Annotated in this window: 11 protein-coding genes; 5 read left to right on the top strand and 6 right to left on the bottom strand. The window is 41.1% G+C overall.

Annotated elements, in window-relative coordinates:
* The first annotated feature begins 52 nt into the window (after positions 1 to 52).
* A complete protein-coding gene (locus tag K1X56_09990; protein ID MBX7095043.1) occupies positions 53 to 3,283 on the top strand; it encodes a SpoIIE family protein phosphatase in 3,231 nt (1,076 codons plus the stop codon).
* A gap of 32 nt (positions 3,284 to 3,315) precedes the next feature.
* Here the strand turns inward: K1X56_09990 and K1X56_09985 are convergent, their stop codons facing one another.
* Positions 3,316 to 3,825 carry a DUF255 domain-containing protein gene (locus K1X56_09985; protein MBX7095042.1) on the bottom strand — a complete coding sequence of 170 codons (510 nt, stop codon included), beginning with the start codon at positions 3,823 to 3,825 and terminating at the stop codon, positions 3,316 to 3,318.
* Positions 3,822 to 6,056 (bottom strand): TonB-dependent receptor, encoded by a 2,235-nt coding sequence (locus K1X56_09980; protein ID MBX7095041.1) that lies wholly within the window; start codon positions 6,054 to 6,056, stop codon positions 3,822 to 3,824. The genes K1X56_09985 and K1X56_09980 overlap by 4 nt, the downstream gene beginning before the upstream one ends.
* Positions 6,057 to 6,141: 85 nt before the next feature.
* On the opposite strand from K1X56_09980, the gene K1X56_09975 reads away from it, so the two are divergent.
* From K1X56_09975 to smpB, 3 genes are read left to right on the top strand one after another with little or no spacing between them, the layout of a single operon-like run.
* Positions 6,142 to 6,801, top strand: a complete 660-nt coding sequence (locus tag K1X56_09975; GenBank protein ID MBX7095040.1) for a metal-dependent transcriptional regulator — start codon at positions 6,142 to 6,144, stop codon at positions 6,799 to 6,801.
* A gap of 4 nt (positions 6,802 to 6,805) precedes the next feature.
* The gene (locus K1X56_09970) at positions 6,806 to 7,633 is read left to right on the top strand and encodes a ZIP family metal transporter (GenBank protein MBX7095039.1); all 828 of its coding nucleotides are present in this window, start codon (positions 6,806 to 6,808) and stop codon (positions 7,631 to 7,633) included.
* Between the two features lie 34 nt (positions 7,634 to 7,667).
* Positions 7,668 to 8,126 carry an SsrA-binding protein SmpB gene (gene smpB / locus K1X56_09965; GenBank protein MBX7095038.1) on the top strand — a complete coding sequence of 153 codons (459 nt, stop codon included), beginning with the start codon at positions 7,668 to 7,670 and terminating at the stop codon, positions 8,124 to 8,126.
* Here the strand turns inward: smpB and K1X56_09960 are convergent.
* Complete coding sequence (locus K1X56_09960) at positions 8,116 to 8,256, bottom strand: hypothetical protein (protein ID MBX7095037.1); 141 nt, start codon at positions 8,254 to 8,256, stop codon at positions 8,116 to 8,118. The genes smpB and K1X56_09960 overlap by 11 nt on opposite strands.
* Before the next feature lie 538 nt (positions 8,257 to 8,794).
* Here K1X56_09960 and K1X56_09955 point away from each other — a divergent pair.
* Positions 8,795 to 10,495, top strand: coding sequence for a T9SS type A sorting domain-containing protein (locus K1X56_09955; GenBank protein MBX7095036.1), 1,701 nt, complete (start codon positions 8,795 to 8,797; stop codon positions 10,493 to 10,495).
* Between the two features lie 51 nt (positions 10,496 to 10,546).
* On the opposite strand, the gene K1X56_09950 is transcribed toward K1X56_09955, so the two are convergent.
* The 3 genes from K1X56_09950 to K1X56_09940 all read right to left on the bottom strand — a co-directional run.
* Positions 10,547 to 11,860 (bottom strand): OmpA family protein, encoded by a 1,314-nt coding sequence (locus tag K1X56_09950; GenBank protein ID MBX7095035.1) that lies wholly within the window; start codon positions 11,858 to 11,860, stop codon positions 10,547 to 10,549.
* Between the two features lies 1 nt (position 11,861).
* Positions 11,862 to 12,830 (bottom strand): type IX secretion system membrane protein PorP/SprF, encoded by a 969-nt coding sequence (locus K1X56_09945; protein ID MBX7095034.1) that lies wholly within the window; start codon positions 12,828 to 12,830, stop codon positions 11,862 to 11,864.
* 20 nt (positions 12,831 to 12,850) lie between these two features.
* Positions 12,851 to 17,185, bottom strand: a 4,335-nt coding sequence (locus tag K1X56_09940) for an HYR domain-containing protein (protein ID MBX7095033.1), incomplete at its 5' end; no start/stop codon positions are given.

The raw sequence follows: 17,185 nt of genomic DNA, 5'->3' as shown, positions 1-17,185 counted from the left end.
TCTTCATGAAATTTTCTGGTTGCATCATTGCCTTTTCCATTATATTTACTCTATGCCAATAAAGCGCTTGCTTGCCTTGCTTTTCGTTATCGTTTCGTTTCAACCTGTATTCGGGTTGAAGGATTCGATTATTGTGGCAAAAGCATTCCGAAAATCTCCGGCGCTTCCTTCGCGTTATGAGGCCAGCTCTAAATTTGGAATGCGCTTTATGGATGTGGAGCAGGGATTACCCTCTTCGTACATCATGGGCATGAGTGAAGATCCATTTGGACGCATCTGGTGTGCAACGGATGGAAGTGGGATTTTTTGTTTCGATGGAAAAGAAATTCGTTCACTCAGTGAAGAAGAAAATTTGCCGGCCAATTCAAGCACCATGATTTTTGCCGATTCCAAAGGCAGAGTTTGGTATGGCGGTTCCGGAATTCCTTTTTGTGTAATTGAAAACAATAAAACCATTCGCATTATTACACTGGATTCTTCTTCAACGGAAAAAATCTATTTTGTTAAGGAGATCGACCATCAATTGTTCATTGGCGCTACTGGTGGATTGTACAAAGAAGAGAATGGGGAGATCAAAAAAGTAACTACCGATCTACAGATTGAAACCATTTTCGATATTGAAGCGGATGGCAAGGGCGGATTTTTTATTGCAGCAAAATCAGGCATCCATCACGCGACTTCCGATTTTAAATCATTAAATCAATTTACCATTTCCGTAAAAAAAATGGCACGGGATGGGGCGGGACAAATCATCGCAATTAATGATTCACTCTGTATAAAAATCGATATTCAGGGTTCAGTTAACACCTTGTTTATTCGTCCTCCCGCTTCCGAATCCTTCAATGATCTGGTTTTGGGAAATGGGGGACAAATATGGATTTCCACCTGGGGTAGCGGGATTTATATTTTGGATGGAAACCAACACTATCATTACCATTCCGAAAATGGATTAAGAAGCGAACGGGTTTGGCAATTGTATAAAGATTCATTTGGAAAAATTTGGATCTGTACGGATGGTGGTGGACTCCAATTTCTTTCTGCACCTCAATTTTTGCATTATAGTGCATACGATGGTATCAGCACTCCTTACATCATGGAGGTGAAAAAAATAAATGGTGAATTATGGCTAGGTACACGTGGTGGAGGACTCTACATTCTCAATACAGAAAAAAATGAAATTCGCCGCGAAACTTTTAATGACAAACTAAAGGCAGAATTAATTTTTGCATTGCATAAGGACAAAAGCGGTGCAATTTGGATAGGAGCATTTCGCGATGGACTCTATCGTTATGCCAATGGAAATCTTCAGCATTTTTCGGAGAAGGATGGATTTACAGCAAAAACGGTTTGGTCGATCGATGAAGGTCCGGATGGTAAAATTGTAATCGGAACTTTTTCGGGATTGTATTTGTTTTCGAATGATAAATTTGAACATTTCACGGAAGCAGAAGGATTGTTATCCGATAAAATCTATTCCGTTGGAGTGGCACCCGATGGTAAAATCTATTGCGGAACACTCGCCGGATTATCGGTGTTGGAAAATCATCAGTTTAAAAATTATACCCGAAAAGAGGGATTACCACAGGATATCATTTGGGACATCGCCTTTGATCAGGGAAAGGTTTATCTCGCTTCTTATGGTGGATTTACAGAATTTAATGGCAGCACATTTAAAACCTGGTCGGCACAAGATGGATTAGTCACCTCTGTGGTTTGGGCCATTGAAAAATCGGGTGATAGCTGGTATTTAGGAACGGAAAAAGGATTTCAAAAAGTACGCATAGAAAAAAATCAGTTGTCGATTGAAAACACCTACGGTTTTAATTCGGGATTCATTGGTAATGATGTAGCTCCTGCCGCAATTTGTGTGGAGGGAGATGATCAGGTTTGGTTAGGAACTTCAAAAGGTCTCACCCGTTTCTCTCCTGCAAAAATTCAGGCACAGATTAAATTACCTGCACCAAAAATTAATGGCATTCAATTGTTTTATCAGAATTACGATTGGGAAAATCAGAAAACGATTAAAACCGACGGAATCGATTTGGAGTTTTTGGTTCCCCAAAATCCCATTTTTACTTTTAATGAACGCATCATCACCATACAATACCGATCATTTTTTCCCAGTGAACAGGAGAATGTTCAGTACCGGTTTTCGTTGGAGAAAAATGGAATAGAAGAAGAGTTTCACACAACAAGTGATGATCAGCAAACCTACACCAATCTCGAAGCTGGAGATTATGTATTTAAGGTTCAGGCCAGCATCGATGGAAAAACCTGGTCGGACATAACTAAATTTTCATTTAGCATTTTACCGCCGTATTACATGACCTGGTGGTTTAGAATTACGGTGTTATTAATTGTGGCCTTTATCATTTGGTTTTTCATTTGGAACCGGACCAGAACCTTACGCGAAAATCAGCGAAAACTTGAATTGCAGGTTAAAGAACGGACTTCTGAATTGTCGGTTAAAAATGCCATGCTTGCCGAGAAGAATAAAGAGATTCTGGATTCTATGACCTATGCAAAACGCATACAAGGTGCCTTATTTGCTTCGGAGGAATTATTAAAGGAGAAACTCGACGATTATTTTATTTATTACCAGCCGAGAGAAGTGGTGAGTGGTGATTTTTATTGGGCAGGCGTGAATCAAAATGGGGCTGAACAGGAAATGTTGTTTTGTGTGGCGGATTGTACCGGACATGGCGTTCCCGGTGCATTTATGAGTCTGCTGAATATTGCATTCATCAATGAAGCTGTTCGTGAGAAAAAGATTTCTGATCCCGCTAAAATATTTGATTTCGTTCGTGCGGAAATTATTCATGCATTAAATGCCGATGGGCGATTCGAAACCAGAGATGGAATGGATGCGGTAATGATTTCCTTATCGGAAAGTAGAAAAACGATTAAAGTCGCTATGGCTAATAATCCGGTTTGGATAATGCGCAATGGAGAATTATTGGAGTTTGTTCCCGATAAAATGCCCGTGGGAATGCATTATGGTGAAGTTACCGGATTTCAGTCCACCGTAATCAACGTACAAAGCGGTGATATTATTTACCTCTTTACCGATGGCTATGCTGATCAGTTTGGCGGGGAAAATCTTCCAAGCGGAAAAGCCGGTGGTAAGAAATTTAAGTATTCACGCATGAAAGAATTGATAAAATCAATCCATCATCTTTCGCTTTCAGAACAACAACATAAATTCAAAACCACCATCGAAAACTGGAGAGGCGATTTAGAACAGATCGATGATATTTTGGTTTGTGCCATTAAAATAAAATAGCATTGTTCTTTCCGGGCGGAAGGATAATAAAATCATTTAAACTGCACCAGTACTTCCTCCAGCATCATTGCATATAGAAAGGATGGATAACGATAAACCATTTGGTAGGCTTTGTCTAGAATGACAAGTGTAGGATAACTTAAGGTATTCGATTCCCAGCCGATTTCTATTGCCAGTGAATTGGCTCCTTTACCGTCGCGCACTTCTTTCCACCCGTATTTTTTTCCGCGAAACACAATGGTATCTCTGGTTTCTGCATCCAGTTTAACGGCGTAATAATTTTCATTCATGGCGCGAATGACATACTTATTCGGAAATGTTTTTTTGTCCATCATTTTGCACGGACCGCACCAACTGGTATAAATATCAATAAAAATCGGTTTTGGTTTCACCTTCATCGAGTCAGCAAGCTGTTCCCAGGTAAGCCAATTGATTTGAGGTTTTGTTTTTGTTTTTTGAGCGAATAAGGAAGTATTGAGCAATAAACAGCACATCACCAGGGTGAACAAAACAATTTTATTTCGTTTATGCAGCCACATCATAACTGATACCTCATGCCAAAATAGGTTCTTATGCCTTGAAAGGAGGAATAAACATAGCTAGTATCAAAACGATATCCAAATGGATTTTGCACAGGATCCGAAACTTGTTGGTCAAAAGGGTCGAACGGACGCATAATCGAGTAGGCGGGAGGTACAAAATTCAACAGGTTTTTTACACCGGCGAATACCGACCATTTCCCTTTGATGGTCTTGCTGATTTTAATATTCTGAATACTGTACCAGGGCGATTGTGGAGCGCGGAAATCATGCTCCTGAAGCGGAAGGTCCATCGGGCCATATATCGATCCGGAATAATCGAGATTAATTCCCCATTTTAAAAAGGAATAACTAATACTGAATACGCCTGAAAAGTGTTCTGTTAGCACCTGCTGCTTTTTTTCGCCGTCCTCTATACGAAATACATCCATAAAAGTTGCCCCGAGACTGATTTTTAAACGGTTTTTAAAATTCCAGTCACTATTTATCCCTACACCTCTCGAAACGGCAGTGCCTTTTAAATTGGAGAATACAATGGCATCGGGAACACTAAAATAATCAGGCATAATTTTATTAGAGAACAAGGTGTAAAAAACAGTGCTCTCCATACTTCCGTTCCAGTTCGTCAGAAAAAAATTGCGCCGGTAGTTCACTTGTGCATTCCATGATTTTTCCGGCAGTAATTTTTCGGGAATAATAATACTCCTCGATCCCGTCATGGCCGCATGTTCTTCCGTAAATAAATTAACCACCCTAAAGCCATTTCCAATTCCGGCCCTTAAGGTTTGTTTTTCATCCTTTCCCCATTGGTAATTTAAACGCGGCGAATAAATCCACCCGTGCTGCGGGTGATGATCAATTCTGCTTCCCACTAACACCCGGTTTGATGCATTGATTTTAATTTCATCCTGTAAAAAAATACCCGGTAAGTTCACCAGGTGAAGACTATCCGCACCGGTTTCAGATTGAGTTAAAAATGTATTGTCGTTGTACCAGGTGGTTCGCAATGCAGCACCGCTTGTGAATTGGTGTGGACCCTTATTCCCAATGATGCGGTATTGCAGAAAGGAAATGTCCTGCGAAGCATTGAACAAATTATTTCCATAGGCAGAATTCTGGCGATGATCGGAAAATGAAAATTGAATGGCCGATTCCATTTTTCTCAATGGAATATCGTATTTACCAAAAAATTCAAACCTGCCCGTGTAAATCGATTCGCCATAAATACTGTCGCCACCTCTAAAATCACTGCTCCAGTTCATTTGACCACCCCATCGGTCTTCATAAACATAACGGGCAGCCAGTGAAAATTCCTTCGAATTTTTTCTGGCAAAATTCCATTTATTAAAAACTGAAATGCGGTGTTGCAAAGTTAAATCCGTAAAACCATCTCCGTTATTGTCAACCGGATTTCCATAATGGAAATAATTAATTCCCAATAAGGAATTCTGCTTTCCTGCTTTAAAACTTAATCCTGCATCAAGGTTTTTTTCCAACCATGAACTGGCGTAACTTTCAATTACCAATCGCGGGGCTTGTAAGGGACTTTGAGTAATTACATTAATTAATCCACCCACCGCTTCCGATCCATATAAGGTGGAGGCTGGACCCTTTACAATTTCTATGCGTTGAATCAGTGCCGAAGGAATACCGCTCAATCCGTAGATACTTCCCAATCCGGAAACCATTGGCATACCGTCGATCAAGATCATAGTGTAGGGACCTTCCATTCCGTTAATGTGGATATCGCCGGTGTTGCAGACCGAGCAGTTGATTTGTGGACGAACACCATTGATGTTTTGTAGCGATTCAAACAATGAAGGCGATGGATTTTTACGTAAAAAACCAATATGGTACACTTCTATCGGTATAGGAGATTTCATAATGGTTCTTTCTTCCAGTGTACCACTGATGACCACTTCGTCCAGTTCCGAAAATTCGATGGAGAGAAAAACCGAATCACGAATATTTTCATTCCCTTTTTCATAGGTGATTTCTTTGGTTGAATAACCAAGAGCCGAAATGCGGAGTACGAAAGAATCCGATGGAACTTCCATTTTTACCAACCCATTCGCATTGCTGATACTTCCTTTACCATGGTTTACAATCAACACATTGGCATAGGGAATCGCTTGCCGGCTGCCTTCCTCCAGAATTGAAATTTCGATATTTCTCGTCCATCCTGTTGTGATCGAAAGGAGTAATAGCTTGATTATTAATAGTAATCTAAACATTGTTTTAGATAAATGACATATAAAATTTAGACAAGTCTAAAAATTTATTTTGATATAATAAAATATTTATCTTTGGTTCATGAAATTGAGCTTTACAGAAGAAAATTACCTGAAGGCGATTTATGGCTTGTGGGATGGAAAGGGTTTGGGAGTGAATACCAATTCAATTGCCGAGAAATTAAATACCAAGGCTTCGTCGGTTACGGACATGATTAAAAAGTTGTCCGATAAAAAACTGGTCAACTACGAAAAGTACCAGGGGGTAGGCTTAACGAAGGAGGGGAAAAAAATTGCGGTCGATACCATTCGTAAACATCGTTTGTGGGAAGTTTTTTTGGTGGAGAAATTAAAATTTGGTTGGGACGAAGTGCATGAAATTGCGGAACAGCTGGAGCACATTCAAAGTATAAAACTCATCGATTCGCTTGATGCATTTTTAAATCATCCCCGCTTCGATCCACATGGGGATCCCATTCCCGATAAAAACGGAAAATTTGCTTCACGTTCGGAATCCTTTTTATTATCAGATGCCCAGGTTGGAGATCGCTTAATTGTAACGGGAGTTTCAGATACGAGCTCTGCTTTTCTCATTTATCTCGACCAGAACAATCTGGTGCTGGGTACACAATTTAAATTATTAGAAATGTTTGAATTCGACCGGTCGGTTCGTATTGAGTTGAAGGATAAAAAACAATTGACCCTGTCGAATGTCGTAACCAGAAATATGTTGGTCAGAAAAAAATAAAGTAATGAAAGACGGATTGGAAGCATATTTTATCAGTATTGGACCGGTATGGTCGGCATTAATTGCAACCACTTTTACCTGGCTGGTTACTGCCGCAGGTGCTGCACTGGTTTTCTTTTTTAAAACCATGCATCGCGGATTATTGGATGCCATGTTAGGTTTCACCGGAGGTGTAATGGTGGCTGCAAGTTTTTGGTCGCTCTTAAATCCGAGTATCGAATGGTCGGAAAATTTATATCCTTCTGCACCATGGATGCCGGCGGCGGTTGGGTTTTTATTGGGGGCTTTGTTTTTGTTTGGTCTCGATAAATGGCTGCCTCACTTGCACATTAATTACAACGAAGAAGAATCGGAAGGAATGAAAACGCAATGGCATCGCACTACCTTGTTGGTGTTGGCCATTACATTGCATAATATTCCGGAAGGATTAGCTGTGGGTGTGCTGTTTGGCGCTGCAGCAAATGGAATGGATCCAGCTGCTTTTTCTGCTGCTATTGCTTTGGCAATTGGTATCGGAATTCAAAATTTCCCGGAAGGAATTGCGGTGGCGATGCCGTTGCGTCGACAAGGCGTCAGCAGAAGGAAAAGTTTTTTTTATGGTCAGCTTTCCGCCATCGTTGAACCCATTGCAGGTGTAGTAGGAGCAATTGCCGTTATTTATATGGAACCAATTTTACCTTTTGCATTGGCATTTGCTGCTGGAGCTATGATTTATGTAGTGGTGGAAGAAGTAATTCCCGAAACCCAGCGCGATAAATATACAGATGTGGCTACGCTTGGATTTATTGGAGGATTCCTGGTGATGATGATTCTCGATGTGGCATTAGGTTAAATGTCCGCAAGCTACTTTTAGCTATCTTTGTGCTATGTCTAAAACCAACATCAGCATCCGCAATAAAAAAGCTTCCTTCGAATATCATTTGAATGATGTGTATGTATGCGGAATGGTGTTAACCGGTACAGAAATAAAATCCATTCGCGAAAGTAAAGCCAGCATCAACGAAGGCTATTGTTTTATTCATAATGGCGAATTGTTCATTAAAGGAATGCATATTGCCGAATATGAACCCGGAAGTTATAATAACCATGTTCCAAATCGCGACCGCAAATTATTGCTCAACCGAAACGAGCTTGCCAAAATTATCCGGGAGCTGAAAGTGAAAGGGACAACGCTTATTCCGCTTGAACTTTTTATCAATGAAAAAGGATTGGCCAAATTGAAAATTGCATTGGCAACCGGAAAGAAATTATACGATAAACGCGACGACCTTAAACTGAAGGACGCCAAACGTGAGATGGACCGTGCAAAAAAGATTACACGCTAAGCGGTAACTTTTTCTTTTTTTCTGCACCACTTTTCTTCTGTATTTTCTCCACTTTTAATTCCTGGTTGGCATTGGCAAGTCGAACTGAAATGGCAAGGAACAATTGACGTTGTGTTTCTGTAAGCTGCATGATTTTTTGTTTTTATGGTTAAAAAAAAAGGGCTTCTCCTGTTTTGGAAAAGCCCTCGATTCTGCTTGTTGCTAAAACTATCTTAAGGGGATTTTCCGGTTATGAAGGGTACAATGCCACATGGGGAACATAATACAAGTGCATGGCATTACTGGATGCATATTGCATCGTACATTCATTGGATATCCACTGTAATTTTTCATCATTATTAATCAAAAAAAAAGTCCTCCCGGTTGGGGAGGACTTCAATTTATGTTTGTTGTTTTTTTCTAAATAAACTGAATAACTCCCATTATGCTATAGCACGACAATGACACATCACTGCCGGCATATAAATCATATGAAAGTTGTTCCACTTCATGGCGCAAATATATCCCTTTGTCGAATTAATATCCAAATTTTAAATTGAAATAATTGAATTAACCGTGTAAATATTTGCATTTCAGTAATTTGACGCTTAATTACCATTTCCTAAATCGAATATGGAAACCAATTTTCTATTCGTTATCTTTAGGCAGAACCATTAATCATCTCTTGCATGAAAAAATCTCTACTCTTGGTTGCTGCCTTTTCGTTGGGCCTTTCATTTGCTCATGCTCAGGAACAGCAAGAATTAAAACCTTATTCAAGTATCGCTATAAACAATGAGCTGGATACTTATTTTCAATCCCTCTCCATTACTAAACCAACTGAAGCTGCAATAACGGCTACAATGAATAATGGTAAGGACGGACAATTAGAAAAGAGCGGAATTCTTATTCCCTGCAATATTTCATTGAAGAATTCAGGAACCTGGACCATCCTTCCCGGTGGAGATCGCTTGTGGAGAATTCGAATTACATCGAGCGAAGCCATGGGACTTGCACCTTATTTCGATGAGTTTTTTATTCCTGATGGAGCACGTTTGCATGTTTACGACGAAGCAAAAACTTCTGTTCAGGGAGCGTTTACCAGTATGAACAATAATGAAACTGGCGAATTTGCTACATGGTATGTTCCCGGCGAAGTAATGGTAATGGAATACTACGAGCCATTAGCCGTAAAAGGACAAGGGCGTATCCGCATGAATGAATTGAGTTATTTTTTCCGTGGAATAGAAATGCCTGCAGAAGTTCGGGCATCAGATCCTTGCGAAGTGGATGTGAATTGTTCCGAAGGTGCTAACTGGACCCGTCAACGCGATGGTGTAGTGCGTATTTTAGTGAAGACGAATGGTGCTACCGGATTTTGCAGTGGTTCCATTATTAACAACACACAACAAGACTGTACGCCATATATTCTTACTGCATTCCACTGCGGTTGGGATGATGCGGCCGGTGTAATGTCGACCACCACTGAATTTAATCAATACGTATTCCGCTACAACTATCAAAAATCGGGTTGTGGTTCAGGAACGGTTGGTGCAAATGTGTCGCAAACCGGATGTGCCATTCGTGCATGGTCCAACGACCAGGGCGGAGCAACCGGATCTGATTTTATGTTTGTAGAATTAAATGCAAATATTGCATCATCGGTTTATCCTTATTTTAATGGTTGGGATGCAAATACAACTGCACCTGCCGGCGGTGTAGGTATTCATCACCCTGCGGGTGACGTTAAAAAGATTTCTACGTTTACGGCTACAGCTATTTCTACGAAATGGGGTAGTGGAGCACCCAATGGAACACACTGGAGATTTTCGTGGGCAGCAACTGCCAATGGAAATGGTGTTACAGAAGGTGGTTCTTCAGGTTCGCCATTGTTCCGTGGTAGCAACGGATTAATCGTGGGTACACTTACAGGTGGAGCATCTTGTTGCACAGCGAATGGTTGTGGTACAGGTACAAGTTTAACTGCGCCGGATTATTATGGTAAAATGTCGTATCACTGGACCTCCAACGGAACAGCGGCTAATCGTCAGTTAAAACCATGGTTAGATCCAACCAACAGTGGTGTTTTAACGTTGGATGGAGCATACTCTCCTTGCAGTGTTTCGGTTCCTGAAACATCGCTCGATAATATTTTCGAAATGTATCCGAATCCAACCAATGGCATCATCAATATCACCTTAACAAATTTAATGGAGCAGTCCATTACGGTTAATGTGTATAATGCATTCGGACAATTGGTTCGTTCAGAAAAAATTGCATACGGAAAAAGCAATCACAACATTGATCTTTCGAATGAAGCAAAAGGAATTTACTTTGTTGAATTAATTTCAGGAAATAAGAAGTCTTCCAAGAAAATCATTCTTCAATAAGAAATGGATAATAAGAAAAAGGCTCCTGAAGAGGAGCCTTTTTTGTTTTCATTATTTTCTGAAAGTAATAACCGTTCGGCGCGATAGCCGGTAGTCTTCTTCGGAACAATCACTACAATCGATTACCGGATTTTTTTTACCGTGCCAATAACAATTGATGCGCTCCTGATCAATTCCGCGCAACACCATGTAATCTCTTACACGTTTCGCTCTGCGTTCGGTAAGCCAGATATTATATGTTTCATCAGCACGCTTATCGGCATATGAACTAATGTCGCATTTAATACTCGGATCCGCTTTCATTTTTTCAATGGCATCATCAATAGCAACGATGGCTTGTTTTTCTAACCAGGATGAATTGGTTGCAAAATAAATTTTGAATTCAATCGGACGTTCAGCTACAATAGGTTTTACAGGTGTGGTATCTTTTTTTACTTCCACCACCGGCTCTGGTTCCGGCTCCGGTTCTGGTTCCGGAAGTAATGGTCTTACGTGATAAATATCAGAAGCTCCACCTTCGCGATTGGATGCAAAATAGGCATCGTTCGCACTCAAAATAAAATAGGCATCAAAGGCTGGAGAGTTGACTTTATTTCCCAGATTCTGCGGTTTCGACCAATTCCTCCAGGTTTCATCCATGCGGAACGAAACAAAAATATCAGCATCCCCTTCGCCACCCATTCCATCCGAAGAGAAAAACAATGAATATCCATCTTCTGATAAAAAAGGAGAGATTTCAAAGCCTTTTGAGTTAACAGAATTTCCTAAATGAATAGGAGTACCCCAAGAACCATCGGGTTGTTTTAAACTCACATATAAATCTTCTTGTCCTAAGGAATTCGGACCTTCAAACGAAATGAGAATAACAGTTTCCTGCGGATTAACATAAAATCCAAAATGTTCTCCGGTTAATTTAAATCCGGGTATTTCCAATTTTACAGGCTCAGAATAAGAACCGTTCGATTTCTTTTTTGAAATAGCAATACCACGGTCAAGCTGATTCTTCTTCTTTACATAGGCATTGTAGAGGTATAATGTTTTACCGTCCAGCGAAACACCCACTACAGCATTAAAATCTTTATTGTTTAATGCCTTCAGGTTTTTGGCTTCACTGTATTGTCCGTCTGCACCACGTTGAGCATACCAAATATCCTGATCGTTGATGCCGCCAACATTTTGTTCGTGTTGACGAAGAAAATAAAGTGTAGAGCTATCTCTTGAAAAAACAATTAAAGCTTCTTCACCGGGTGAATTAATCGTCGATGGTAATTTCTCGGGTGTGCTCCAGATTAATTCAGATTGTTGTGCAATGGAATAATAAGGGAATAATATTCCGGCAGCAGCAATAAAAATTTTTCTATTCATATTATAATTTAATCCTGTATCCAACCACAACTTCATGTCCGCCGGAATTCTGTTTTCTCAATGAAGAAATAGTATAATCAAAACTGTATCCGAACTTAATGTTGTTCCAGAACATACCCAGCATACCTACAACAGCATCTTTATGGCGATAAGAAATACCTCCAAAAAACATATTGTTATAATCTACTTTGCAGTTAATATCCAAGGCTACCGGTGCAGGATGCATGTACTTTGCTAAGAGATTTGGTGTAATGGATAATTTGTCGTTGATATCAAAACGATAGGCCGCCATGAAATAATGGTGCATTACCAAACGGGAAGCCGTAGGATCTCCGAAGTAAAGTTTGTTTTGCATTACTTGTCCGTTCGAATACCCCACCTGAAATTGTTCAGTGTATAAATACACACCCGTATTCAAATCCAACAAATTTCGTTTGGTGGAGTTTCCAAGGAAGGTGGAATAGGTTGCATCATTCGGATCTAGCAATGAAACTTTATTCTGATCGAATACCAGATTACTCAATCCAACGCCAACACCAAATGCTAAATTCATTCCTTTAGCAACGGGTAAATGGAATGCGTAGGAAGCATTAGCCATGTTGCGTTTAAACGGACCGTATTTATCCGACATTAAATTTCCTCCTACTGCATGACGCATTTTTCCGGTACGTATTCCGGTATTCTTAGGAGCAACGCGTTGACTCGTACGCAGTGAAGCTGAATATTTCGGCGTGCCAGAAATATCGCCCACTACGGAATTACCACTCAGATAAATGGTTTGCGGAGCATTATCGAATCCAACCCATTGTTGACGGAAACTTAAGTTTAAATCAACAAAATCTGTTAAACCTGCAGCTGCTGGATTAACGAGGTATGGATTTAATAAATACTGACTAAGCTGTTGTGTCTGCTGCGAAAATGCAGATACAGATACTACCGACAGCGCTACTATTATGATTGACTTTTTCATACTACGTTTCTTTTTAATCATTAACGAATAATGGTTAATGTTCCTTTCACCGGATCACTTCCGTCATTGAAATCAATCACGAAATAGTAGGAACCAATTGACATTTTATCACCATGGAACGTTCCATCCCAAGGAGTGGCATAACCGGTCGATTCAAATAATTTTCCACCCCAACGGTTAAACACCTGAACTTTACATTCCGGATGATATTGGTTGAGGAATGGAATTTCCCAAACATCATTGGTACCGTCACCATCCGGTGTAAATGCTGTAGGAATAATGATTTCGAAACAAGTGGTCATTACCACCAGAACAGTATCTGCATTCGGAGCACAAGTTCCATTAGAAACGGTCCAGATTACAGTAGTAGTTCCAACTGTAATTCCATCTAATGTGGTTGTGGATGAACCAGGATTTGAAAGTGAACCGCTGCCTGATAAAATACTCCATGTACCTGTTCCATTGCTTGGATTGGTTGCTGTTAAAGTAACACTGGAAACAGTATCACATAATGCCACATCGCCACTTGCAACAGCAGGAGAAGGAGCCGCTTCTACGGTAACATCAAAACTACATACCGAAGTATTTCCTGCCCCATCTGTAGCGGTGAACTGAAGGGTAGTAGTACCAATAGGGAATGTAGAACCGGAACTTAATCCTGTAACATCGGTTTGGGTTACTGTAGCCGCACCACAATCGTCAGTTGCAACCGGAGTGCTAAATGTTACTACCGGATTACATGTAGTAATGTTTGCACCACAGGTGATGCTTGGAGCTGTGGTATCTGCAACCACCACATCAAACGAACATGTAGTACTATTTCCATTTGCATCGCTAACAGTAATAGTAACAGTTGTTGTTCCCGCATTAACTACGGTTCCTGCAACCGGACTTTGCACTGTAGTGATAGATCCACTTCCGCAGTTATCGGTTACGTTCAATGTTGATGTAAAATCAGGAATTGTATAAGCGCAACTTCCGTTGGCGTCAACATTGGTTGTTGTAGGACAATTCAATACTGTTGGAGGCGTGGTATCGGTTAAAATCACCTGGAAGGTGCAAGTGGTAGAGTTACCGGATGCATCCGTTGCTGTTAATGTGATGGTGGTAGTACCTGTGATAACCGTTCCTGCAGCAGGTGATTGGGTAATGGTGATGGAACCGGCTCCCGTACAGTTATCAGAAACGGTGCTTAACGAGGTGTAGTCGGTTAAGGTAAACTGACAGTTTGCATCAGGTGCTTCATTCTGGTTAGAAGGACATGCAACAAATACAGGATCTGTGGTATCAATTAATGTAACAGTGAATGTACAGGTAGAAACATTACCTACCGCATCCGTTGCAGTAAGTGTAACAACTTGAGATGTTCCGCTTCCGTTTAATACGGTTCCGGCAGCAGGGGATTGAGTAACGTTTACTATTCCTGCGCAATTGTCGCTCACGGTAGCCATGCTCGTATAATCGAGTAAAGTTCCTGAACATGCATTGTCCGCAACGATAGTTTGGTTAGCAGGACATGTAATGGTTGGTGCAACGTTATCCGATACAACAACATTGAAAGTACAGCTAACATTATTTCCATTGGCATCCGAAGCGGTTAATGTAACAACCGTAGTACCCAAACCAACTGCAGTTCCCGCAGCAGGCGATTGAGTAATGGTGATGTTACCACCGGAAGAACAGTTATCCGTTACGGTAATGGACGAAGAATAATCAGGAAGAACATATTGACAACTTGCATTGGTAGTTCCTGTTGTATTCGAAGCGCAGGTAACAATGGTTGGAGGAGTGTTATCTGCAACAACAACCTGGAATGAACAAGTTGCTGCATTTCCATTTACATCGGTAACCGTAATGGTTACAGTTTGTGTACCCGATACCAATGTTCCGGCGGCAGGACTTTGAACCGTTGATGCAATAGCGCAGTTATCAGTTGCAGTAATTGAAGAAGTGTAATCTGTCATGGTAAACTGACAAGAAGCATTTGCAGTTACACTTTGGTTGGAAGGACAACCGGAAATTACAGGAAGTTGATTGTCGGTAACGGTTACCGTAAATGAGCAAGTGGTGGTATTGTTTGCAGCATCTTTTACAGTGTAGGTTACAGTGGTAACACCTACGTTAAATGTTTGAGTGCCGAGGAAATTTATTCCTGTTGCAGCAGAGCTACCAGTGGTTGCTCCTGTCATAGCCCATGTTAACGTACCTACAGAACAATTGTCGCCAGTTGTTGGATTTGGTGTTGCTACCGAAGCAGTACAAACTCCAGCTGCAGCAGTTGTGGTGATGTTGGAAGGACAAGTAATAGTTGGAGCAATATTATCGCTTACTGTAACCGTGAACGTACAAGTAGTTGTATTACCTGCAGCATCTTTTACGGTGTAAGTAATGGTTGTAACACCAGGATTAAATGTTTGCGTTCCTAAATTATTTATTCCTGTTGCTGCTGAGTTACCGGTTGTAGCACCAGTCATAACCCATGTTAAGGTTGTCACCGCGCAATTATCGCCGGTGGTTGGATTAGGAGTAGCAACAGAAGCAGTACATGCACCCACACCTGTATTGGCGGTGATGTTGGAAGGACAAGTAATGGTTGGAGCAATATTATCACTTACAGTAACTGTAAAGGAACAGGTAGTTGTATTTCCTGCAGCATCTTTTACAGTATAGGTAACAGTTGTAACGCCGGGATTAAATGTTTGTGTTCCGAGATTATTAATTCCCGTAGCAGCAGAACTTCCTGTGGTAGCACCAGACATGGTCCATGTTAGCGTAGTCACAGCACAGTTGTCGCCTGTAGTAGGATTCGGTGTTGCAACCGAAGCCGTACATACACCAGCGCCGGTATTGGCGGTGATGTTTGATGGACAAGTGATAGTTGGAGCAATATTATCTGTTACCGTTACTGTGAATGTGCAAGTGGTTGTATTTCCTGCAGCATCTTTTACGGTATAGGTAACAGTAGTTACACCCGTATTAAATGTGTGGGTGCCTAAATTATTAATTCCGGTAGCAGCAGAGTTACCAGTGGTCGCACCTGTGAGCGCCCAGGTTAATGTGGTCACTGTACAGTTATCACCTGTGGTTGGGTTGGGAGTAACCACCGAAGCATTACAAGTTCCTGCACCAACGTTTGCTGTGATGTTGGAAGGACAAGTAATGGTTGGAGCAATATTATCACTAACTGTAACAGTAAAGGAGCAGGTAGTAGTGTTTCCAGCAGCATCTCTAACCGTATAAGTAACAGTGGTAACACCAAGGTTAAATGTTTGCGTGCCTAAATTATTAATTCCTGTTGCCGCAGAGTTACCAGTAGTAGCTCCAGTCATGGCCCAGGTTAAAAGTGTAACGCCACAATTATCTGCTGTGGTTGGGTTGGTAGTGGTTACGGAAGCAGTACAAACTCCGGCACCTGTATTCGTTGTTATGTTAGATGGACAAGTAATTGTTGGAGCAATATTGTCGGTAACAGTAACCGTGAATGAACAGGTATTGGTATTTCCAGACCCATCCGTTACGGTATAGGTTACAGTGGTAACACCAGTGTTGAATGAGTGACTTCCGAGGTTGTTAATTCCGGTAGCAGCAGAGTTACCTGTTGTTGCACCACTTAATGCCCATGTTAAAGTTGAAACTAAACAGTTGTCGCTGGTAACAGGGTTTGATGTGTTTACGGTTGCGGCACAAGTACCAGCTGCGGTATTGGCTGTGTAGTTCGATGGACAAGAAATAGTAGGAGCAGTAACATCCGGTGGAATAGTAACAGTAACTGTTCCTGCAGTACTTGTACATCCGTTAACGGTATAAGTTAAAGAATATACACCTGCAACAACCGGAGAACGCGTAGGATCTTCTAAGGTAGATGTCCAACCGCCGGGACCAGTCCAGCTATAAGTAGCACCCGCCACTGTTGGACCGCTTAATTGTAAGGTTGAATTTGGACAAGTAACCGGAGTGTATCCAACCGTAGGAACAGGTAATCCCACAACGGCAGAACCGGTAAAGTCCATTTGGAACGATGCACTTGGATAATCATCCCATTGGTTAATCATTAAATAATAAGTACCAACCGATAGTGAAGCAGTGGAAACCCAACCATCACCGGTTACATCTTCGCTATTATCAACAGCACCATTTCCCATTCCCGTATTGCCTGTATTCGCTGCATACGAACAACGAATCGGAGCACCTAATCCGGAACATCCGCCAACTACAGGACCGTATAATGCGAAGTCGTAGTCGGCTGCATTTGGATTAGGATCGATGGTTAATCCGAAAGTACCTGCAGTGGTTACATTGATGATGTACCAGTTAGAATAGTTTTCACTGATAACACAACCTGAAACACATGCATC

The sequence above is a fragment of the Flavobacteriales bacterium genome, from assembly GCA_019694795.1.
Classification (GTDB): domain Bacteria; phylum Bacteroidota; class Bacteroidia; order Flavobacteriales_D; family UBA2798; genus UBA2798.
This window is presented reverse-complemented; position numbering and strand designations above follow the sequence as displayed.

Bases quoted from the DNA above. Each gene is read 5' to 3' on its own strand.
- K1X56_09990 (MBX7095043.1), top strand. From the start codon at position 53: ATGCCAATAAAGCGCTTGCTTGCCTTGCTTTTCGTTATCGTTTCGTTT.
- K1X56_09985 (MBX7095042.1), bottom strand. From the start codon at position 3,825: ATGATGTGGCTGCATAAACGAAATAAAATTGTTTTGTTCACCCTGGTG.
- K1X56_09980 (MBX7095041.1), bottom strand. From the start codon at position 6,056: ATGTTTAGATTACTATTAATAATCAAGCTATTACTCCTTTCGATCACA.
- K1X56_09970 (MBX7095039.1), top strand. From the start codon at position 6,806: ATGAAAGACGGATTGGAAGCATATTTTATCAGTATTGGACCGGTATGG.
- smpB (MBX7095038.1), top strand. From the start codon at position 7,668: ATGTCTAAAACCAACATCAGCATCCGCAATAAAAAAGCTTCCTTCGAA.
- K1X56_09960 (MBX7095037.1), bottom strand. From the start codon at position 8,256: ATGCAGCTTACAGAAACACAACGTCAATTGTTCCTTGCCATTTCAGTT.
- K1X56_09955 (MBX7095036.1), top strand. From the start codon at position 8,795: ATGAAAAAATCTCTACTCTTGGTTGCTGCCTTTTCGTTGGGCCTTTCA.
- K1X56_09950 (MBX7095035.1), bottom strand. From the start codon at position 11,860: ATGAATAGAAAAATTTTTATTGCTGCTGCCGGAATATTATTCCCTTAT.
- K1X56_09945 (MBX7095034.1), bottom strand. From the start codon at position 12,830: ATGAAAAAGTCAATCATAATAGTAGCGCTGTCGGTAGTATCTGTATCT.